This is a genomic window from Paracoccus sp. S1E-3 (assembly GCF_013868135.1).
GTDB lineage: Bacteria > Pseudomonadota > Alphaproteobacteria > Rhodobacterales > Rhodobacteraceae > Paracoccus.
Map to the genome: position 1 here is coordinate 26,108 of NZ_JACEMU010000017.1, position 18,576 is coordinate 44,683.

General features: G+C 67.3%; 20 protein-coding genes. 9 read left to right on the forward strand and 11 right to left on the reverse strand.

Features of this window, described 5'->3' with window-relative positions; translation table 11 throughout:
• Positions 1-50 precede the first annotated feature (50 nt).
• From H1S04_RS17410 to H1S04_RS17425, 4 genes are all read right to left on the reverse strand, one after another.
• Entirely contained in the window at positions 51-1,274 is a 1,224-nt protein-coding gene (locus tag H1S04_RS17410; protein ID WP_181746763.1) for a saccharopine dehydrogenase family protein, read from the reverse strand.
• Between the two features lie 17 nt (positions 1,275-1,291).
• Positions 1,292-2,389, reverse strand: coding sequence for a carboxynorspermidine decarboxylase (locus H1S04_RS17415; protein ID WP_181746764.1), 1,098 nt, complete (start codon positions 2,387-2,389; stop codon positions 1,292-1,294).
• Positions 2,390-2,873: 484 nt separating this feature from the next.
• Complete coding sequence (locus H1S04_RS17420) at positions 2,874-3,362, reverse strand: ATP-binding protein (RefSeq protein WP_181746765.1); 489 nt, start codon at positions 3,360-3,362, stop codon at positions 2,874-2,876.
• A complete protein-coding gene (locus H1S04_RS17425) occupies positions 3,359-3,718 on the reverse strand; it encodes an STAS domain-containing protein (protein WP_255435686.1) in 360 nt (119 codons plus the stop codon). Before H1S04_RS17425 ends, H1S04_RS17420 begins: the two co-directional genes overlap by 4 nt.
• A 53-nt stretch (positions 3,719-3,771) precedes the next feature.
• Here H1S04_RS17425 and H1S04_RS17430 point away from each other — a divergent pair, with 53 nt between their 5' ends.
• The gene (locus tag H1S04_RS17430) at positions 3,772-5,070 is read left to right on the forward strand and encodes a carboxylesterase family protein (protein WP_181746766.1); all 1,299 of its coding nucleotides are present in this window, start codon (positions 3,772-3,774) and stop codon (positions 5,068-5,070) included.
• 58 nt (positions 5,071-5,128) lie between these two features.
• Here H1S04_RS17430 and rplT read toward each other — a convergent pair whose 3' ends face one another.
• The 4 genes from rplT to pyk form a co-directional block, all read right to left on the reverse strand.
• Entirely contained in the window at positions 5,129-5,488 is a 360-nt protein-coding gene (gene rplT, locus H1S04_RS17435; RefSeq protein WP_181746767.1) for a 50S ribosomal protein L20, read from the reverse strand.
• A 15-nt stretch (positions 5,489-5,503) separates the two neighbouring features.
• Positions 5,504-5,704, reverse strand: coding sequence for a 50S ribosomal protein L35 (gene rpmI / locus H1S04_RS17440; RefSeq protein ID WP_181746768.1), 201 nt, complete (start codon positions 5,702-5,704; stop codon positions 5,504-5,506).
• Positions 5,705-5,813: 109 nt separating this feature from the next.
• Positions 5,814-6,023, reverse strand: a complete 210-nt coding sequence (locus H1S04_RS17445) for a hypothetical protein (protein ID WP_181746769.1) — start codon at positions 6,021-6,023, stop codon at positions 5,814-5,816.
• 34 nt (positions 6,024-6,057) lie between these two features.
• A complete protein-coding gene (gene pyk, locus H1S04_RS17450; protein ID WP_181746770.1) occupies positions 6,058-7,503 on the reverse strand; it encodes a pyruvate kinase in 1,446 nt (481 codons plus the stop codon).
• 101 nt (positions 7,504-7,604) lie between these two features.
• On the opposite strand from pyk, the gene H1S04_RS17455 reads away from it, so the two are divergent.
• Both H1S04_RS17455 and H1S04_RS17460 read left to right on the forward strand, forming a co-directional pair.
• Positions 7,605-8,363, forward strand: coding sequence for an N-formylglutamate amidohydrolase (locus H1S04_RS17455; RefSeq protein WP_370470505.1), 759 nt, complete (start codon positions 7,605-7,607; stop codon positions 8,361-8,363).
• Positions 8,364-8,550: 187 nt separating this feature from the next.
• Entirely contained in the window at positions 8,551-8,925 is a 375-nt protein-coding gene (locus H1S04_RS17460) for a VOC family protein (protein ID WP_181746771.1), read from the forward strand.
• A gap of 3 nt (positions 8,926-8,928) precedes the next feature.
• On the opposite strand, the gene H1S04_RS17465 is transcribed toward H1S04_RS17460, so the two are convergent.
• From H1S04_RS17465 to H1S04_RS17475, 3 genes are read right to left on the reverse strand one after another with little or no spacing between them, the layout of a single operon-like run.
• Positions 8,929-10,056, reverse strand: a complete 1,128-nt coding sequence (locus H1S04_RS17465; protein WP_181746772.1) for a GNAT family N-acetyltransferase — start codon at positions 10,054-10,056, stop codon at positions 8,929-8,931.
• Entirely contained in the window at positions 10,053-10,769 is a 717-nt protein-coding gene (locus H1S04_RS17470; RefSeq protein WP_181746773.1) for an LrgB family protein, read from the reverse strand. Before H1S04_RS17470 ends, H1S04_RS17465 begins: the two co-directional genes overlap by 4 nt.
• The gene (locus H1S04_RS17475) at positions 10,762-11,115 is read right to left on the reverse strand and encodes a CidA/LrgA family protein (RefSeq protein ID WP_181746774.1); all 354 of its coding nucleotides are present in this window, start codon (positions 11,113-11,115) and stop codon (positions 10,762-10,764) included. The genes H1S04_RS17470 and H1S04_RS17475 overlap by 8 nt, the downstream gene beginning before the upstream one ends.
• A gap of 266 nt (positions 11,116-11,381) precedes the next feature.
• On the opposite strand from H1S04_RS17475, the gene smc reads away from it, so the two are divergent.
• The 6 genes from smc (at position 11,382) to zapE (ending at position 18,555) form a co-directional block, all read left to right on the forward strand.
• The gene (smc, locus tag H1S04_RS17480) at positions 11,382-14,831 is read left to right on the forward strand and encodes a chromosome segregation protein SMC (protein ID WP_181746775.1); all 3,450 of its coding nucleotides are present in this window, start codon (positions 11,382-11,384) and stop codon (positions 14,829-14,831) included.
• A gap of 12 nt (positions 14,832-14,843) precedes the next feature.
• On the forward strand, positions 14,844-15,548 hold the full coding sequence (locus tag H1S04_RS17485) for a hypothetical protein (RefSeq protein WP_181746776.1): 705 nt from the start codon (positions 14,844-14,846) through the stop codon (positions 15,546-15,548).
• A 72-nt stretch (positions 15,549-15,620) separates the two neighbouring features.
• Positions 15,621-16,184: an NADPH-dependent FMN reductase gene (locus H1S04_RS17490; protein WP_181746777.1), complete on the forward strand. Its 564-nt coding sequence runs from the start codon at positions 15,621-15,623 to the stop codon at positions 16,182-16,184.
• A 63-nt stretch (positions 16,185-16,247) separates the two neighbouring features.
• The gene (locus H1S04_RS17495; protein ID WP_181746778.1) at positions 16,248-16,703 is read left to right on the forward strand and encodes a RidA family protein; all 456 of its coding nucleotides are present in this window, start codon (positions 16,248-16,250) and stop codon (positions 16,701-16,703) included.
• Entirely contained in the window at positions 16,703-17,449 is a 747-nt protein-coding gene (locus H1S04_RS17500) for a glycerophosphodiester phosphodiesterase family protein (protein WP_366521923.1), read from the forward strand. The genes H1S04_RS17495 and H1S04_RS17500 overlap by 1 nt, the downstream gene beginning before the upstream one ends.
• On the forward strand, positions 17,449-18,555 hold the full coding sequence (gene zapE / locus H1S04_RS17505) for a cell division protein ZapE (RefSeq protein WP_181746780.1): 1,107 nt from the start codon (positions 17,449-17,451) through the stop codon (positions 18,553-18,555). The genes H1S04_RS17500 and zapE overlap by 1 nt, the downstream gene beginning before the upstream one ends.
• The last annotated feature ends 21 nt before the right edge of the window (positions 18,556-18,576 follow it).

Consider the following 18,576-nt stretch of genomic DNA (forward strand, 5'->3'; position numbering starts at 1 on the left):
CCGGATCGCGCTTTTTTCGGTATTAGTATTTGTTTACTGTGGCTTGACACTCAGATCGGATGATCACCGGTGGCGTCGATCACGCGGGTGGGCAGGCCCATTTCGCCCAGAAGCTCCAGGAAGGGGCGGGCGGGCAGGTCTTCGACATTGACCATGTGCTTCACATCCCAGGTGCCGCGTGCGACCAGAATGGCCGCCGCGACCGGCGGGACGCCGGCGGTATAGCTGATGCCCTGGCTGCCGACCTCGGTATAGGCGTCCTTGTGGTCGGCCACGTTATAGATGAAGACCTCGCCCGGCTTGCCGTCGCGGCTGCCCTTCACCAGATCGCCGATGCAGGTCTTGCCGGTGTAATCGGGCGCGAGGCTCGCCGGGTCGGGCAGCACCGCCTTGATGACCTTCAGCGGCACGACCTCCTGCCCCTCGGCGGTCCTGACCGGCTGTTCGGACAGCAGCCCCAGCGATTGCAGCACCGTGAAGACGTTGATGTAATGCGCGCCGAAACCCATCCAGAAGCGGACGTCGGAATCCTTGTAGCGGGCGGACAGGCTGTGAACCTCGTCATGGCCCGACAGATAGGCGGTCTGCTTGCCGACCACCGGCAGATCCCATTCGCGGCCGATTTCGAACATCTTGTTCTGGGTCCATTTGCCGCCCTGCCAGGCATAGACGGTACCGGTGAATTCGCGGAAATTGATCTCGGGGTCGAAATTGGTCGCGAAATAGCGGCCATGGCTGCCGGCATTGATATCGACGATGTCGATGCTGTCGATCTTGTCGAAATACTCATCCTCGGCCAGCCGGGCATAGGCGTTCACCACGCCCGGATCGAACCCCGCGCCCAGAATCGCGGTCATCCCGGCTTTCTCGACCGCCTCGCGGCGCTTCCATTCATAGTTCCCATACCAGGGTGGCGTTTCGCAGACCTTGGCGGGATCCTCGTGAATGGCGGTGTCGATATAGGCGCAGCCGGTATCGATGCAGCCCTGCAGCACGGTCATGTTCACGAAAGCCGAGCCGACATTGATGCAGATGCCGGCATCGATCTTGCGGATCAGATCGGCGACCGCCGCGCTGTCCATGGCGTCCACCGCATGGCTGGTGAACTCCATCTTGTGACCCTTGTCGCGCAGCGAGGCGATGATCGCATCCGCCTTCGAGACGGTGCGCGAAGCGATATGCAGCGCGCCGAATTCCTGAGCCCATTGCGCCAGCTTGTGTGCGGTGACCTGGGCGACGCCTCCGGCGCCGATGATGAGAACGTTCTTCTTCAACATTTCCCCCTTCGGAGTCAGGACAGGCTGTCCCGGTAGTCATCATAGGTGAATTCGCGGACCGGACGGATCGTTCCGTCCAGATCGCGAATGGCGATGGCCGGCATATTCACGCCGTTGAACCAGTTCTTCTTGACCATCGTATAGCCGGCCGCGTCCGCGATGCTGATCCGGTCGCCGATGTTCAGCGGGCGGTCGAACTGCGCATCGCCGAAGATGTCGCCCGCCAGGCAGGTCTTGCCGGCGATCTGATAGGGATGGCCGCCCGATTGGGGCAGCTTGGCGGTCTCGCGGTAGATCAGCAGGTCCAGCATATGCGCCTCGATGCTGCTGTCGACCACCGCGATCTTTTTGCCGTTGTCGATGATGTCCAGCACGCTGACCTCCAGGGACGCCGTGCCGGTGATGCTGGCCTCGCCAGGTTCTAGATAGACCTGCACGCCCAGCCGGTCACTGAAGGCTTTCAGCCGGTCGGCAAGGCGGTCCAACGGGTAACCCTCGCCGGTGAAGTGGATACCGCCGCCCAGCGAGACCCAGTTCAGGCGTTTCAGGAAGGGGCCGAAATCGCCTTCGATCCGGTCCAACTGGTTGGAAAACAGATCGAAATCGCGATTTTCGCAATTGTAATGGATCATCACGCCGTCGATCCGGCCCTCGGCAGCTTCCAGACGGCTCATGTCCCACTCGCCGAGGCGCGAGAAGGGGCGCGCCGGATCGGCCAGATCGAAGCCAGAGGTCGAGAAGCGCGGGTTCAGCCGCAACCCGCGTTCGATATGGCCGGCCTTGTCGGCGAAGCGGTCAAGCTGGCTCAGCGAGTTGAAGATGATCTTGTCGGCATAGGTGATCGCTTCGTCGATCTCGTTATCGGCCCAGGCGACGGAATAGGCATGGGTTTCCTTGCCGAATTTTTCGCGTCCCAGCCGCAGCTCGAACAGCGACGACGAGGTCGTGCCGTCCATATAGTCGCGCATCTGGTCAAAGACCGACCAGGTGGCGAAACATTTCAGCGCCAGCAACGCCTTGGCGCCGGAGGCCGCGCGCAGGCGGGCGACGGTTTCCATGTTGCGGCGGAGCGCCGACAGGTCCATCAGATAATAGGGCGTCTGAAGAGTCATCGCTTCCCCTGGGTGATCGAGAGGGCTGCGATATATGCCGCCCGGCCTTGTTTCGCAAGGAACCGCGATCCCCTCTGGCAGGGAATGGTGACAGTGCCGCGACGGTCGCGGGTGCGAAGCCCGCCCGATCTGCGCCCACTGCTGCCGCCCCCCGAGGGGTGCCCGCGGGGGCGCCATGGCCGTGAAATCCGTCCGATGCCGGTATGGGGACAGCTCGCTGTGCGGAACCCGCGCATGCTGCAAGGACAGGTGGCCCGCCAGCGATCCCATCCGGGTATGCCGCGTGATCGGCCCCATGCAGGCGCGCGATAAGACCCTTGCGGGCTGGGTGCGCGATCACAGTGGCCGCTAAGGCCTAAGCGGCAGAAGCGACTGCCGCTTCCGCCTTGCGGGAAGCTGACTATGGCCAGCCTGCGCAACCCGGCCGTTCGTCACCGACAGGGGCATCCCCCCGGCTGATCGGCTAAAGCCCAAGGCAGGGCAATCAGTCCGGTCTGGGCGGCTGGAGTGGAATGGTGAAAGCCACGAAGTTGCGGTTCCGCTCGCGGAAATAGACCAGCGACTGCGCCAGATGACCGATCAGGAACCAGCCGAACCCGCCCTCCGGGTGGGTCAGCGGATCGGGCCCGGTCGAGTCGAGACAGACATGCGGCAACAGCCCTCCATCATCGCTGACCGAACAACCCAACCCGTCCGGCTGCGCCACCACGCTGAGATGCACCATCGGTGGCGTCCCGGCGCCCGGCGTGCGGCCATGGAGTGCCACATTGTTCAGCAATTCCGCGAGCGCCAGCTCTGCCCGGCCCAGCAGATCGGGGGAAACATGGGGGCCGAGCCGGTCGGTCATTTCGATCAGGACCGCGCGCACGGTTCCCGGCGCCGCGACGAAGCCGCGGGCGAACACCGTGACGCGGCTCGGGGGGGCTGTGGCACCGCCGCTGCCCGGCATCGGCTGCTTCTTTCCGGCGATCATGCCCCGCTTCCATCCTCTCCGCGAATGATGTCGAAGACCTGATCCATCCGGGTCAGGCGGAACACGCGTTCGACATTCGGGGTCAGCCCGCGCAGCAGCATCCGCCGCCCCTCGGGCAGTGCTTTCTTCAGCGCGATCACCGCGCCCAGGCCCGAACTGTCAAGAAATTCGACCGCCGCAAGGTCCAGCACCAGATCCGGCCCCTTGCCGGCGACATGAGGGCGCACGGTGTCCTTGAATTCACCCGCGATGAGGGCATCCAGCCGCCTTTCGGCCATGCGCACCACCATCCGGCCCGATTCGTCCTGCACGGTTACATTCATCTTGGCCCCATCATTCTGTCGTCTGGCATCCATAGCGCCAAATCCTTACCATCCGGTGAACGCGTCACGGGATTGCGGATGGGCGAATGCGGACAGGACCGGATGATGACGCCGAGCGGGTGGTGATCCGGTCTGCGGCCGGCCCCATCACGGCGCGACTGCGGCATGGTCTGATCCGCGCCACCGGCATTCCCTATGCCGGGGCCGCACGCTGGCAGCGGCCGGTGGCGGTCGCGACGGGGTCATATCGCGCCACGCGCCCGGCGCCGGCCTGCCCGCAACTGCCGATCCCGCGCCTTGATGCGCTGCTGCCGGCGGCCTTCGCGGATCTGGGCTTTGACGAGGCGTGCCTGAACCTGTCGGTGACCGCGCCCGCCGCTGCGGCGGGGCTGCCGGTAATGGTCTGGCTGCATGGCGGCAGCTACGAATCGGGGGCGGGGGACATGGCGGTGTTCGACCCCGCCGCCCTGGTGGCCGAGCAGCAGGTGGTGGTGGTGGCGGTGACATACCGGCTGGGCCTGTTCGGCTGGCTGGGCGGCCCGGAACGCGCGGCCAATCTGGGGGCGCAGGACGTGGTCGCGGCGCTGCATTGGGTGCGGGATCATATCGCGGTCTTCGGCGGTGATCCGGGCTGCGTGACCCTGTTCGGCCAGTCATCGGGGGGTGATCTTGCGGCGCGGCTGATGGTTTCGGATGCGACGCGGGGGCTTCTGCACCGGGTCATCGTCCAAAGCGCCCCGCTGGCGTTGTCGCGGCGGACCGGGCGCATGCGCGCGGTCATGCGGCGGGGGGCCGAGGGGCTGACGGCCGCAGCGCCGATCCGGGAGGTGTTGGAATGCCAGGCCACCCTGCGCCGGGCGGTGCGGCGCTTCGGGCTGGCCGGGCAGATGCCGTTCGGGCCGGAATTCGGCGCCGACCCTTTCCCGAGCGAGGCCGATCTGGCCGCCGCCCATGCCGCCATCGCGGCAGAGATCCCGCTTCTCATCGGTCACACCCGTGACGAGGCTGCGCTGTTCCTGCCACCGGTTGGGGCCGGGCCGGGCCGGCTGGCTGAGCCGCTGCGCCGCATGGGCGTCAGGGCGCTGGGCCATCGGCTGTATCGGCGCCCCGCAGACGGCTTTGCCGCGCACCACCGCCATGCCGGCGGTCAGGCCACGCGGTTCCGCATCGACTGGTCGGGAGGCGAATGGGGGGCGGCGCATCTGGCCGAACTGCCGCTGCTGTTTCCGGGGCCGGATTGGCTGGGGACGCCCTTGGTGCCGCAAGGCATGACGCTCAAGGCGCTGACCCGCGCCGGGGCGCCCCTGCGCCGCGCCTGGGCGGATTTCGCCCGCACCGGACGGGCGCCCGACGACCTGCCGGGGATGTTGCGCATCGACAGCTGAGCGCATGAAAAAAACCCGCGCCGGGGGGCGCGGGTTTCAGTTCGTCATCGGCTGCGGATCAGGCCGCGGCTTTTGCCTGCGCGACGATCGCACCGAAGGCTTCGGGCTCGTGCACGGCCAGGTCGGCCAGAACCTTGCGGTCAACCTCGATCCCGGCTTTCGCCAGCAGGTTGATGAAGCGCGAATAGGTCATTTCGGCATCGACCGCGCGGACGGCGGCGTTGATGCGCTGGATCCACAGCGCGCGGAAGTTGCGCTTGCGGTTCTTGCGGTCGCGGGTCGCATACTGGTTCGCCTTGTCGACCGCCTGGGTGGCGGTGCGGAAGTTGCGCGAACGGTTGCCGTAATAGCCCTTGGCGGCGTCAAGGACCTTCTTGTGGCGGGCGTGGGTCACCTTGCCGGATTTAACTCGTGCCATGTCTCAGTCCTCGGATCAGCGGTTGTAGGGCATGTATTTCTTGACGATCTTGGCATCCGCGTCCGACAGGACGGTGGTGCCGCGCGCATCGCGAATGAACTTCGTCGTGCGCTTGATCATGCCGTGGCGCTTGCCGGCCTGGCCGGACTTGACCTTGCCCGAGGCCGTGAACGAGAACCGCTTCTTGGCGGCCGCTTTGGTCTTCATCTTCGGCATTTTACGCTCCTTGTCAGAGGTTTACGCGCGACTCGGCAATGCCATATCGGCCGGCCGCGCGGGTGGAAGCCGTCCCTATACGGGCCGGGCTGCGGAAAGGCAAGCGGGATCAGGGAAAAAGCCGGCCCCAGGCGGCGCCCAATTGGCCGAAGCCGACGCTCCCCGGTTGCAGCCAGGCCGCCAGCGCCAGCGCCAGGATGCCGCCCACCAGCAGGATGGCGGCGGCGCGCGGCGCCTCGGTTCGCAGCAGCGAAATCAGCGCCGCCGGAAGGGAGAGCGTGCATAGCGCCGCGCCCAGAAGCAGAAGGATATCAGCCATGGCTCTTGTCCTGTAACCCGTTTGACAAGCAGGCTTATTCCGGGTCGGCGCGGTTGATCAAGCGCTCATCGCAGGTGGCGACGCGCAGGATGTTCGTGGTCCCGGCGATATTGAAGGGCACCCCGGCGGTGATGACGATCTGCTGATCCTCTTCGGCGAAGCCGAATTTGCGGGCGGCGCGGGCGGCGCTGATGACGGCCTCGCGGAAGCGCGACAGCGGCTCGGTCAGGACGCAATGGGTGCCCCAGGTCAGACACAGCCGGCGCAACACGCGTTCGATGGGCGACATGGCAATGATCGGCGTGCGCGGCCGCTCGCGCGCGACCAGGCTGACGGTGGTGCCCGACTGGGTATGGGCGCAGATCGCCTGGATATTGGTGGTTTCGGCGATTTCGCGGGCGGCGGCGACGATGCCGTCGGCCACGGTCTTGCGGTCGGCCTTCCGCGACGCCTCGATCACCTCCCGATAGGTGGGATCGATCTCGACCGAGCGGGCGACGCTGTCCATGGTGCGCACCGCCTCGACCGGGTATTGCCCGGCGGCCGATTCGGCCGAGAGCATGACCGCATCGGCGCCTTCATAGATGGCATTCGCCACGTCCGAGACCTCGGCCCGCGTGGGCATCGGGCTTTCGATCATCGATTCCAGCATCTGGGTGGCCACGATCACCGGCTTGGCGGCGGCCCGGCACTGGCGCACCAGCCGCTTCTGGATCGGCGGCACCGATTGCACCGGCAATTCCACGCCGAGATCGCCGCGCGCCACCATGATCCCGTCCGACACCGCCAGGATTTCGGGGAAGGCGCGGACGGCGGCGGGTTTTTCGATCTTCGACAGGATCGCGGCCCGGCCCTTGGCCAGTTCGCGTGCCTCCAGCACGTCTTCGGGGCGTTGCACGAAGGACAGGGCCAGCCAGTCGGCGCCCAGCTCGCAGGCGAATTCCAGGTCGTCGCGGTCCTTGTCCGACAGCGCCGCCAGCGGCAGCACCACATCGGGGACGTTCACGCCCTTGCGGTCGGAAATCGTGCCCGGAACGGTGACGATGCAATCGGCGAAATCGGGACCGCAGCTTTCGACCTGCAGGCGGATCTTGCCGTCATTGACCAGCAGCGAGGCGCCGGGTTCCAGTGCGGCGAAGATCTCGCGGTGGGGCAGTTGCACGCGGGTCGCATCGCCCGGTGCGGGGTCGAGATCGAAGCGGAATTTCGCGCCCAGAGCCAGATCCTGAGGACCGTCGGCAAAAGTGCCGACGCGCAGTTTCGGCCCCTGCAGGTCGGCCAGAACCGCGATCGGGCGGCCCAGATCGGCCTCGACCTTGCGGATGGCATCGTAGCGCGCCTTGTGGTCGGCATGGCTGCCATGGCTCATGTTCAGGCGGAAGACATCGGCCCCGGCCTCGAACAGGGCGCGAATCGTATCGTAATCCGAAGACGCCGGTCCCAGGGTGGCCACGATTTTGATGTTGCGGTGGCGTCTCATGGGGATCTCCGGCTGTCATTCGCGAATGTTGGCGGTATCATGGCCGAAAGTGCTGACGCCGACAACTGGCCTAACGTAAAGTTTTGACGTAAGGGGCGTGCATGAAAGATGACAGCATGACCCGACATGACGCCTTCTGGACCGAGGGCGACGGCCGCGACAGCCGCTGGCTGATCACCTGCGATCACGCCACCAATCGCGTGCCCGACTGGGTCGGGGGGGGCGCCCTGGGCATCGCGCCCGAGGATATGGCCCGCCACATCGCTTACGACGTGGGCGCGGCGGGCGTGTCGCGCAAACTGGGGGCGCTGATGGGCGCGCCGGTGGTGGGGTCGGATTTCTCGCGGCTGGTGATCGACCCGAACCGGGGCGAGGATGATCCGACGCTGCTGATGCGGCTCTATGACGGCACCGTCATTCCGGCCAATCGCGACGCCGACGCGGCCGAGCGCGAGCGGCGTCTGGACCGGCTGCATCGCCCCTATCACGCGGCGCTGGAGGGGCTGGCGGCCCGCCGGCCGGATCGCGCCATCTGCGCCATTCACAGCTTCACCCCGCAGCTTCGCGGTCGCCTGGCGCGTCCTTGGGTCGTCGGCGTGCTGTATTCGCACAGGGACGAACGCCTCGCGCCCCTGCTGATCGAGCGGTGCCGGCAGCAGGGCTGGGTCACCGGCGACAACGAACCCTATTCCGGGCATCTGGACGGCGATTCCATCGACCGTCACGCGCTGGCGCAGGGCCGACCCAATGTCCTGATCGAGGTCCGCAACGACCTGATCCGCGACGAGGCCGGGCAGGCCGAATGGGCCGAAAAGCTGGCGCTTGTCATGGATGGCCTGCTGGAGGAAGCGGGGCTTTAATCCCGCGTTTCACGGCCCGTCAGCGCAAACTGGCCGCGGAGCGGCGGCGGGCTTGCGCGCCGAACCCGACCCGCTGGCGCAGGCCGATCTCCGCCCCTTTCCCGCCGCGCACCGTGGCGGCCATTTCGGCGAATCTCGCGACGTGGCAGGATGGCGCACGCCAAACCGCAACTGAAGGAGAGACGAGATGAGCTATAAACCGACCGGGTACTCCACCGTTTCGCCCTATCTGCTGGTCGCCGATGCCGAAGCCGCGCTCGGCTTCATGGAGACGGTCTTTGGCGCCGAACGCCTGCGGGTTGAGCCGCGCAAGGATGGACCGGGCATCGCGCATGCCGAGGCGCGGATCGACGATACCGTGGTGATGATGGGCGAAATGCCCGATGCGACATCCGCCCATGTCCATGTCTATCGCGCCGATGTGGACGATTGCTTCACCCGCGCCATCGGGGCCGGCGGCAAGGTGGTCCAGCCCGCGGCAGAGCAGCCCGACGGCGACTATCGCGGCGGCGTTGCCGATCCGACCGGCACTGTCTGGTGGATCTCCTCCCAGCAGGGCTGAGCGTCACCCCCTCCGGAACGGCCCCCACTCGCGCAGAAGGTCGATTTCATCGTCTACGGCACGGCGCTCGCGGTCGAGGTAATCTTCCAGCGCGCGCCGGAAGCCGGGATCGGCGACCCAATGCAGCGAATGCGTCTCGGTCGGCAGGTAGCCGCGGGCAAGCTTGTGTTCGCCCTGCGCACCGGCCTCGACGCGCGACAGACCCTCGGCGATCGCGAAGTCGATGGCCTGATGATAGCACAGCTCGAAATGCAGGAAGGGGTGTTCCTCGATTGCGCCCCAATAGCGTCCGAAAATGGCGTCCGGCCCGATCAGGTTCAGCGCGCCCGCGACGGGCCTTCCGTCGCGTTCGGCCAGCACCAGCAGGCAGTCGTCGCGCATCGTCTCGTGCAGGCGGTCGAAGAAGGCGCGGGTCAGGTAGGGGTGGCCCCATTTGCGGGCGCCGGTGTCCTGATAGAAGGTCCAGAAGGCGTCCCAATGCTCGGGAAGGATGTCGTCGCCGCGCAACTGCCGAATGGTGCCGCCGAAATCCTGTGCCCGCGCGCGTTCCTTCTTCAACGCCTTGCGCTTGCGCGACGAGAGCCGCGACAGGAAATCCCCGTAATCGGCATAGCGGTCGTTTTCCCAGTGGAATTGCTGGGTGCTGCGGGGCAGAAAGCCGGATCGCGCGCCGAGGTCCGCCTCGGCTTCGGTGCAGAAGGTGACATGCGCGCCCGACAGCCCGTTCTGCTGGCAAAGCTGCGTCATGGCCGCCAGCAGCGCCTGCTGCCCCTCGGCATCCGGCGCGATCAGGCGCGGGCCGGTGACGGGCGTGAAGGGCACGGCGCATTGCAGCTTGGGATAGTATTGGCCGCCGGCGCGTTCGAAGGCCTCGGCCCAGGCGTGGTCGAAGATATATTCGCCCTGGCTGTGGGTCTTGACGTAGCAGGGGGCGACGCCATGCAGCTGCGCGCCGTGGCGCAGCGCCAGATGGGCCGGGTGCCAGCCCGTCCCCGCGCCGACCGAGCCGGACTCCTCCAGCGCCGCAAGAAAGCGGTGGGTGGTAAACGGGTTCGCGCCCGCGCCGGTGGCATCCCAGGCCTCCGCCGGGATCTCGGCGATGTGGTGATGAACGCTGACCGAGGGGGTCATGAAAACAGTCTCAGCACCAGAGGCGCGATGATGGCGGTCAGCACGGCGTTCAGGCCCATGCCGATGCCGGCGAAGGCGCCTGCGGTTTCGTTGACCTGAAAGGCCCGCGCGGTGCCGATCCCATGGGCGGCCACGCCCACCGCAAAGCCGCGCGCCCGCCAGTCGGTGACCCGCAAGGCGTTCAACAGCGGGGTGACGATGATCGCCCCGAATATCCCGGTCAGCAGCACCAGAACCGCCGCCAGCGTCGGCTGGCCGCCGATGCGTTCGGCGATACCGATGGCGACCGGCGCGGTCGTTGATTTCGGCGCCAGCGAGGCCAGCAGCGCCTGATCCAGCCCGAAGGCCCGTCCGATCGCCAGCGCTGAGCCGACCGCAACCAGCGAACCGACCAGCAGGGCCGCCACCACCGGCAGGCCGGCCCGCTTGATCCGCGCGATATTGTCGTAAAGCGGCAGGCCCAGACAGACCGTGGCCGGCCCGAGCATGAAATGGACGAATTGCGCGCCCTCGAAATAGGTCTGATAGCTGGTCTTGCTGAGGCCCAGCACGCTGCCCAGCAGGATCACCGCGATCAGCACCGGATTGGCGATGCTTTTGCGCCCTGAGGCGCGGAACACCGCGTCCCCCGCCCAGTAGGCCGCCAATGTCGCCGTCAGCCACAGCAGCGGCTGGCTGGACAGGTAGGACCAGATCAGCGCCGCGTCAGTCATCGCGCGACCCCGTCAGCCGGGCGACGGCGGCAAAGGTCAGCGCCCCCGCCCCGATGGCCAGCACGGTCGAAACGGTGACCGCCAGCGCGAGCCCGATCCCGTGCTGCGACAGCACCGGCAGATGGGCGATGACGCCGACGCCCGCCGGTACGAAGAACAGCGACAGATGCGCCAGCACCGATCTGGTGACAGGGCGCAGCATCTCGGCCAATCGCGGCCGCACCATGCAGGCGCCGACCAGCAGCACCAACCCCACAACGGGGCCGGGCAACGGCAGATCCAGCCAGCGCGAAGCGATCTCGCCGACAAGCTGAAAGCCGAGAATGATGGTCAGGGCAGGGATCATGGCTGCGAAGTTATGCGCCTTCGCGCCCCCTGACCAGAGGGGCAGCCATGCAGCCGCCGCCGGGCAGCCATGCGCACCCCGCGCCATGGGGCGTGGCGCAGGACTGCAACGCTGCGCTATCTTGGGAGGGCGCAAAAATCTTGTGGATATGTTGCCGATGCCCGCTATATCTTGCGGTTTCGGTTGACTTGGGTGCCTCCAGTTCAGAAAATCGGGCAAAACAGAACCGATACGGACCCGATTCCGGGGCAACGGGGGCAGCGCGCGTGAAATTCGACCGACTCAGGCTGAACGGGTTCAAATCCTTCGTGGATCCCACCGATCTGGTGATCCGCGAGGGGCTGACCGGCGTGGTCGGCCCGAACGGCTGCGGCAAGTCGAACCTGCTGGAGGCGTTGCGCTGGGTCATGGGCGAAAACCGCCCTACCGCCATGCGCGGCGACGGGATGGAGGACGTGATCTTCGCAGGCACCTCGCGACGCGGCGCGCGGGCGCATGCCGAGGTGACGCTGACCATCGACAACCGCGAACGCCTTGCGCCGGCGGCGGTGAATGATGCCGACGGCATCGACATCGTGCGCCGGATCACCCGCGATGCCGGGTCGGCCTACAAGATCAACGGCAAGGACGTGCGCGCGCGCGATGTGCAGATGCTGTTCGCAGATGCCTCGACCGGGGCGCATTCGCCGGCGCTGGTGCGGCAGGGGCAGATCTCGGAACTGATCAACGCCAAGCCGAAGGCACGCCGCCGGATCCTGGAGGAAGCGGCGGGGATCTCGGGTCTCTATGCCCGCCGGCACGAGGCCGAGCTGAAGCTGAACGGGGCTGAAACCAACCTGACCCGCGTGGATGATACGCTGGACCAACTGGCCACGCAGGCGGCGTCCTTGTCGCGCCAGGCCCGTGCGGCGGCGAAATACCGCGAGATCGGCGCCGCGCTGCGGCTGGCCGAGGGGCTGTTGCTGTATCGCCGCTGGGCCGAGGCCGACCAGGCGCGCGAGGCCGCTTTGCTGGCCCTGCGCGAGGCAGTGTCGGTCGCGGCTGACGCCGAAGCGGCGGCCAGAAGGGCATTGGCGGGGCGCGAACAAGCCGAAGCGGCGCTGCCGCCCCTGCGCGAGGAGGAACAGATCGCTGCCGCCCTGCTGTCGCGCGCCGTGATCGACCGTGAAGCGCTGGACGCGGCCGAGGCCCGCGCCGAGGCCGCGATCGCGCAACTGCGCGCCCGCATCACCCAACTGGCGCGTGACATCGACCGCGAAAGCCAACTGAACCGCGATGCCGCTGAAGTCGTGGACCGCCTGGGCTGGGAAAAGCGTGAACTGGAAAAGGCCGGGCAGGGACACGACGACAAACAGGCGCAAGCCGGCGTCGCGGCCGAGGAGGCCGCCGAAGTCCTGCGCGAGGTTGAGGCCAAGTTGGCCGAACTGACCGACGAATCGGCACGTCTGGCGGCGCAGGCGCAATCGGCGGAACGGCTGGTGGCCGACCTGACCGCCATGCGCGATCGCGCCGAACGCGCGGCGACCGAGGCTGAAGCCGCGCTTGACCTTGCCGATGCCGCCGGCACCGAGGCCGAGTCCGCATTGCAGGCGGCCGAGGCCGCTCAGGGGGACGCGGCCGAAGCCGTGGACGTCGCGGAGGAAACGCTGGCCGAGGCCGAGGCCCTGCGCGCCGAGGCCGAGGCGACCGAGGCTGCGACTCGCGCGCTCCGCTCGGAACAGGAGGGCGAGGCGAGCGCCCTGCGCGCCGAAATGAGCGCGCTGGAAAAGCTGGTGGCGCGTGGGGCTGGGGATGGCACGGCGCTGTTGGATCAGGTCCGGGTGGCCAAGGGCTATGAAATCGCGCTGGGTGCGGCTTTGGGCGATGATCTGTCGGTCGGGCTGGCCGAAGACGGCTCTGGCTGGGCCACGCTGCCGGGGTATGACGAGGCGGCAGCGCTGCCCACTGGCGCGGCACCGCTGGCGGCGCAGGTCTCCGCGCCAGCGGCGTTGACGCGGCGGCTGTCGCAGATCGGCATCGCCGCTAGCGCGGCCGAGGCGCAGGCGCTGCAGCCCACGCTGCGGCCCGGCCAGCGGCTGGTGACGCGCGACGGCGGCTTGTGGCGATGGGACGGGATGCGGGTGCTGCCGGGTGAGGCGTCCTCGGCCGCGGCGCGGCATCTGGAGCAGGTGAACCGGCTGGCGGAACTGCGCGGACAGGCCGAGGAAGCCGGTGTCCGCGCGGCAGAGGCGGTGGCTGGCCATGACGGCGCGCGTGCGGCGCTGAACGCGGCGAGTCAGGCCGAAAAGACCGCGCGCGAGGCCCGGCGCGAGGCCGAGCGCGCGCTGTCCGATGCCGCTCGCGCGGCGACGCGGGCCGAAAGCGACCTCTCGCTGACCCGCGCCCGGTCCGAATCCGCCAAGGCGGAACTGGCGCGGCATAGCGCCGATTCCGGCGATGCCCGCGCGCGGCTGGCCGAGGCGCAGCGGGCGCTGGCGGCGCTGCCCGATCGCGGCGCTGCGGCGGCGGCGGTCGAGGCCGCGAAAACCGGGGTTGAAGCCGCCCGCATTGCCACCATGACCCGGCGCGGCGCGCTGGACGAATTGAAGCGCGAGGCCAACGCCCGCACCCGCCGCCTGCAGGAAATCGCCAAGGAAGAATCGGGCTGGAAGCTGCGGCTGGAACAGGCGGGCACCCGCGCCGCCGAATTGGAAGACCGCCGCGCCGCCACCGAGGACGAACTGGCCGATGCCGAGGATCAGCCCGCGCATCTGGCGGAGAAACGCGACCAGCTGCGCGAGGCCGAGGAAGCCGCCGGCACCCGCCTGACCCGCGCCCGCGTTGCTCTGGCCGAGGCAGAGGATGTGCTGCGCGCCGCCGCCATGACCGAACGCGACGCCGAACGTGCGGCATCCGAATCGCGCGAGGCCCGCGCCGCCCGCGAGGCCCGCGCCGAGGCTGCCCGCGAAACCGAAGCCGCCGCCCGCGCCCGCATCTTCGAGGAGGTCGGGACCACGCCAGACGCGCTGCGCGAGTCGCTGGGGGATGCGGAACTGACCGGTTCGGCCACCCAGCTGGAAGACGAGATCGCCCGGCTACGTGCCGCCCGCGACGGGCTTGGCCCCGTCAACCTGCGCGCCGAAGAAGACAAGCGCGAGTTGGAGGGAGAGCGCGACAGGCTGGCCCATGACAAGGCCGATCTGGAAGAGGCGATCCGCAAGCTGCGCGCCGGGATCGGCGGCCTGAACCGCGAAGGGCGCGAGCGGCTGCTGGCGGCCTTCGACACCGTGAACAGCAATTTCACCACGCTGTTCACCCATCTGTTCGGTGGCGGCGAGGCCAAGCTGGTGCTGGTCGAATCCGACGATCCGCTGGATGCGGGCCTTGAAATCATGTGTCAGCCGCCGGGCAAGAAGCTGTCGACGCTGTCGCTTCTGTCGGGGGGTGAACAAACGCTGACGGCACTGGCGCTGATCTTCGCGGTGTTTCTGGCCAATCCGGCGCCGATCTGCGTGCTGGACGAGGTCGACGCGCCGCTGGACGACGCCAATGTCGGCCGCTTCTGCGACCTGCTGGACGAGATGACCCGCAGGACCGAGACCCGCTTTCTGGTCATTACCCACCACGCCGTCACCATGTCGCGCATGGACCGGCTGTTCGGTGTCACCATGGTCGAACAGGGCGTCAGTCAGCTGGTCAGCGTCGATCTGAAACGCGCCGAGCAACTGGTGGCCTAGGAAGGAGCGCTGATGGCTGAGCGAGAACCGACAGAACAGGAATGGGCCGAAGCGAGGAAGCTTCTTGCCGCCTCGGACCGGCCGATCACCACCTTCCGGCTTGGCGGACAGCGCCCGGCCGACACGCGACTGGCAAGCTGGTGGGGCGGGAATTTCGTCGCGCCGGTGCCCGAAGATGCACCCGGGATGCTGCCGCTGTTCCAGATCTGCGTGGCCGATCTGCCGCCGGCGCAGCGAGGCGCCTTTCGCGCGGAATATCTGCTGTTCTGGATCGCGCCGGAACCGGACAAGGGAGCGTTGATCGAAGGCCGCGATTTCATCATTCGCGAACTGGCCGCGCCCGAAACCATCCCTCCGACTGACGGGCAAAGCTCCGATGAGGGCCGCGCTTTCGCTCTGTTCCAGATGCACCCCGAATCCGGCACCACTCAGCGGCCAGCCTGGGAGGATTTTGCCCATCGAGTCCCGGATGCCGTTGCGTGGTCCCATGAGAATGACTGGTTCTTCGACCATCCCAACGATCCGGGCGACGAAGACCGCCCGCTGCTGATCGGAGGTTGGCCGCAATGGATACAGGGCGCGCAGACGCCGGAGGGCTCAGATTTCGTGCTTCAGATCAGCAGCACCGGGAAGGGAATGTTCATGTATGGCGACGGCGGCAATCTCTATCTGTGGCGTCGCCCCGGTGGATGGGAATTGCTTGGCGATTTCTATTGATGGCCTGTGCAACACTTGCGGCGTTGCCGCGAGGAGCCTAGACCGGGCGCGGAAAACCCGAAGGAAGCGCCTATGAAACTTAACGTCATCATCACCAGCACCCGCCCCGGCCGCAATGGCGAACCGGTGGGCATGTGGTTCTACGACTATGCCAAGGCCCATCCCGGCGCATTCGACGAGGTGATCCTGTCCGATCTGGCCGAGGTCGGCCTGCCGCTGCTGGACGAGGCCCATCATCCCCGCGCCAAGAACTACCAGCACGAGCATACCCGGAACTGGTCGCGGATCGTCGAGGGCTCGGATGCGTTCGTGTTCGTGCTGCCGGAATACAACTATGCCCCGCCGCCCAGCTTCTTCAACGCCATCGACTATCTGGCACTGGAATGGAACTACAAGCCGGCGGGCTTCGTGTCTTACGGCGGCATCTCGGGCGGCATGCGCTCGACCCAGGGCGCGAAAGAGATCCTGACCACGGTCAAGGTCGTTCCGGTGCTGGAACAGGTCGCGGTGCCGATGGTGTTCGACCATCTGAAGAATGGCGCTTTCGACGCGCCGCAGATCGTGCAGGACAGCGCCGACGTGATGATCGCCGAACTGGGCCGCTGGGCCACCGCACTGAAACCGATGCGCGGATAAACGTCTTCGACAAGCGCGCCGATCCGTCCTAGGATCGGCGCGCATTGATTGACGGAGCCGGAAATGTCCCATGATGCCCGCCTGAGCGCCCTGAATATCACCCTTCCCGACGCCCCCGCACCTGCGGCAAATTATGTGCCCTATGTCCGGTCGGGCAATCTTCTCTATGTCTCGGGCCAGATTTCGGCCGGACCGGACGGCCTGATCAAGGGCCGGCTCGGTGCCGATCTGGATGTGGCCGCCGGGGCGGCGGCTGCGCGGCACTGTGGCTTGGCGCTGTTGGCGCAGGCGCGCGCGGCGCTCGGCTCGCTCGACCATGTCGTGCGGGTGGTGAAGCTGGGCGGCTTCGTCTGTTCCACCGAGGGTTTCACCGACCAGCCCGAGGTCGTCAACGGCTGTTCGGACCTGATGGTCGAGGTCTTCGGCGACGCCGGCCGTCATGCCCGCGCCGCCGTGTCGGTCAACGCGCTGCCGCGCGGCGTGGCCGTGGAAATCGAGGCAATCTTCGAGGTGGCATGATGGCCCTGCATCCCGATTTCACACGTCTTCCGATCGCCCATCGCGGCCTGCATTCGCCCGGTCTGCCGGAAAACTCGCTGGGCGCCTTTCGCGCCGCCATCGCCGCCGGATACGCGATCGAGCTGGACATCCAGCCCTCGGCCGAGGGCACGCCGATGGTGTTTCACGACTATGACCTGACGCGGATGTGCGGGGATGAGGGCTATATTGCCGACCGCAGCGCCGCCGATCTGGCCGAACTGCGCCTGCAAGGTACGGCCGAACCCATTCCGACCCTGGCCGAGGTCCTGCGCGAGGTTGCGGGCCGGGTGCCGCTGCTGATCGAGATCAAGGATCAGGATGGCCGGCTGGGCCGCAATATCGGCGAATTGCAGGACCGCGTGGCGGCCGCACTGGTGGCCTATGAGGGGCCGGTGGCGGTGATGTCCTTCAATCCGCACACCGTCGCCGCCTTCGGGAAGGCCGCACCCGAAGTGACGCGCGGATTGACCAGCTGCGACTATCCCAAGGAAGACTGGCCGATGCTGGACGATGAAGAGCGCGCCCGGCTGGCCCGGCTGGAAGATTATCCGGCCTCGGGCGCGGAATTCCTGTCGCATTACTGGCGCGATCTGGACAATCCGGCGGTGACCGCGCTGGCGGCCCAGGGCGTGCCGCTGCTGTGCTGGACCATCCGCTCCCCCGAGGAGGAAGCCGAGGCCCGCAAGCTGGCGGGCGGCATCACCTTCGAGAACTATTCCGCCTGATGGCCACCGTCACCGAGCTTTACGACGCCCGCGTCCGGGACGGGCGGCTGAAGGATGATGCGGCGCAGCGCGCGGTGCTGCCGATCATGGACCGCATTGCCGCCGGTCTGACGGATGTGCCGCCCGCAACCAGACCGGCGGGTTGGCGGCGCCTGTTCGGGGGCGCCCCCGATCCGGCGGTGCCGGGGCCACGCGGCCTGTATCTGTGGGGCGGGGTCGGGCGCGGCAAGTCGATGCTGATGGACCTGTTGATGGAGGCCGCCCCGATCACCGCCAAGCGACGGGTGCATTTTCACGAATTCATGCAGGAAATTCAGGCGGGCCTGCACGCCGCCCGGCAGCGCGGCGACCAGGACACCGTGCGCCCCGTGGCCGAGGCGGTGGCCGCCCGCACCCGCCTGCTTTGCTTTGATGAGATGCAGATCACCGATATCGCCGATGCGATGATCGTCGGGCGGCTTTTCGAGGTGCTGTTCGAGCGCGGTGTCTGCATCGTCACTACCTCGAACCGGGTGCCCGAGGATCTGTATAAGCATGGCCTCAACCGGCAGCTGTTCCTGCCTTTCATCGCGCTGATCCGCGACCGGCTGGACGTGGTGGCGCTCGACAGCCCGCGCGATCACCGGCAGGGACGGGCAGCCGGCGAACAGGTCTGGTTCAGCCCGCTGAACCGCACCACCCACGGTATGATGAACGACATCTGGCAGGATCTGATCGGCGACGAGGCGCCCTCGGTCCTGCATCTGCAGGTGCAGGGGCGGCAGGTCGATCTGCCCGCCCATGTCGGGCGCGTGGGGCGCGCCGGCTTCTGGGATCTGTGTGGCAGGCCGCTGGGGCCGGCCGATTATCTGGCGCTGGCACAGGCGCTGGATCTGCTGATGATCGACGATATTCCGCTGCTTTCCTCGTCGAATTTCAACGAGGCGAAGCGTTTCGTGACCCTGATCGATGCCCTTTACGAGGCGCGGGTCCGCGTCATCGCCTCGGCCGCCGCCGAACCCGAGCGGCTGTATATCGAGGGCGAAGGCAGCTTCGAATTCGAACGCACCGCCTCGCGGCTGCGCGAGATGCAGGATGCGAACTGGGGCGAGGCTCCGGCGCAGTAGCTTCTACGAAACTATAGCGTA

Bases quoted from the DNA above. Each gene is read 5' to 3' on its own strand.
- H1S04_RS17415 (WP_181746764.1), bottom strand. From the start codon at position 2,389: ATGACTCTTCAGACGCCCTATTATCTGATGGACCTGTCGGCGCTCCGC.
- H1S04_RS17420 (WP_181746765.1), bottom strand. From the start codon at position 3,362: ATGATCGCCGGAAAGAAGCAGCCGATGCCGGGCAGCGGCGGTGCCACA.
- H1S04_RS17425 (WP_255435686.1), bottom strand. From the start codon at position 3,718: ATGGATGCCAGACGACAGAATGATGGGGCCAAGATGAATGTAACCGTG.
- H1S04_RS17430 (WP_181746766.1), top strand. From the start codon at position 3,772: ATGCGGACAGGACCGGATGATGACGCCGAGCGGGTGGTGATCCGGTCT.
- rplT (WP_181746767.1), bottom strand. From the start codon at position 5,488: ATGGCACGAGTTAAATCCGGCAAGGTGACCCACGCCCGCCACAAGAAG.
- rpmI (WP_181746768.1), bottom strand. From the start codon at position 5,704: ATGCCGAAGATGAAGACCAAAGCGGCCGCCAAGAAGCGGTTCTCGTTC.
- H1S04_RS17445 (WP_181746769.1), bottom strand. From the start codon at position 6,023: ATGGCTGATATCCTTCTGCTTCTGGGCGCGGCGCTATGCACGCTCTCC.
- pyk (WP_181746770.1), bottom strand. From the start codon at position 7,503: ATGAGACGCCACCGCAACATCAAAATCGTGGCCACCCTGGGACCGGCG.
- H1S04_RS17455 (WP_370470505.1), top strand. From the start codon at position 7,605: ATGAAAGATGACAGCATGACCCGACATGACGCCTTCTGGACCGAGGGC.
- H1S04_RS17460 (WP_181746771.1), top strand. From the start codon at position 8,551: ATGAGCTATAAACCGACCGGGTACTCCACCGTTTCGCCCTATCTGCTG.
- H1S04_RS17465 (WP_181746772.1), bottom strand. From the start codon at position 10,056: ATGACCCCCTCGGTCAGCGTTCATCACCACATCGCCGAGATCCCGGCG.
- H1S04_RS17470 (WP_181746773.1), bottom strand. From the start codon at position 10,769: ATGACTGACGCGGCGCTGATCTGGTCCTACCTGTCCAGCCAGCCGCTG.
- H1S04_RS17475 (WP_181746774.1), bottom strand. From the start codon at position 11,115: ATGATCCCTGCCCTGACCATCATTCTCGGCTTTCAGCTTGTCGGCGAG.
- H1S04_RS17485 (WP_181746776.1), top strand. From the start codon at position 14,844: ATGGCTGAGCGAGAACCGACAGAACAGGAATGGGCCGAAGCGAGGAAG.
- H1S04_RS17490 (WP_181746777.1), top strand. From the start codon at position 15,621: ATGAAACTTAACGTCATCATCACCAGCACCCGCCCCGGCCGCAATGGC.
- H1S04_RS17495 (WP_181746778.1), top strand. From the start codon at position 16,248: ATGTCCCATGATGCCCGCCTGAGCGCCCTGAATATCACCCTTCCCGAC.
- H1S04_RS17500 (WP_366521923.1), top strand. From the start codon at position 16,703: ATGGCCCTGCATCCCGATTTCACACGTCTTCCGATCGCCCATCGCGGC.
- zapE (WP_181746780.1), top strand. From the start codon at position 17,449: ATGGCCACCGTCACCGAGCTTTACGACGCCCGCGTCCGGGACGGGCGG.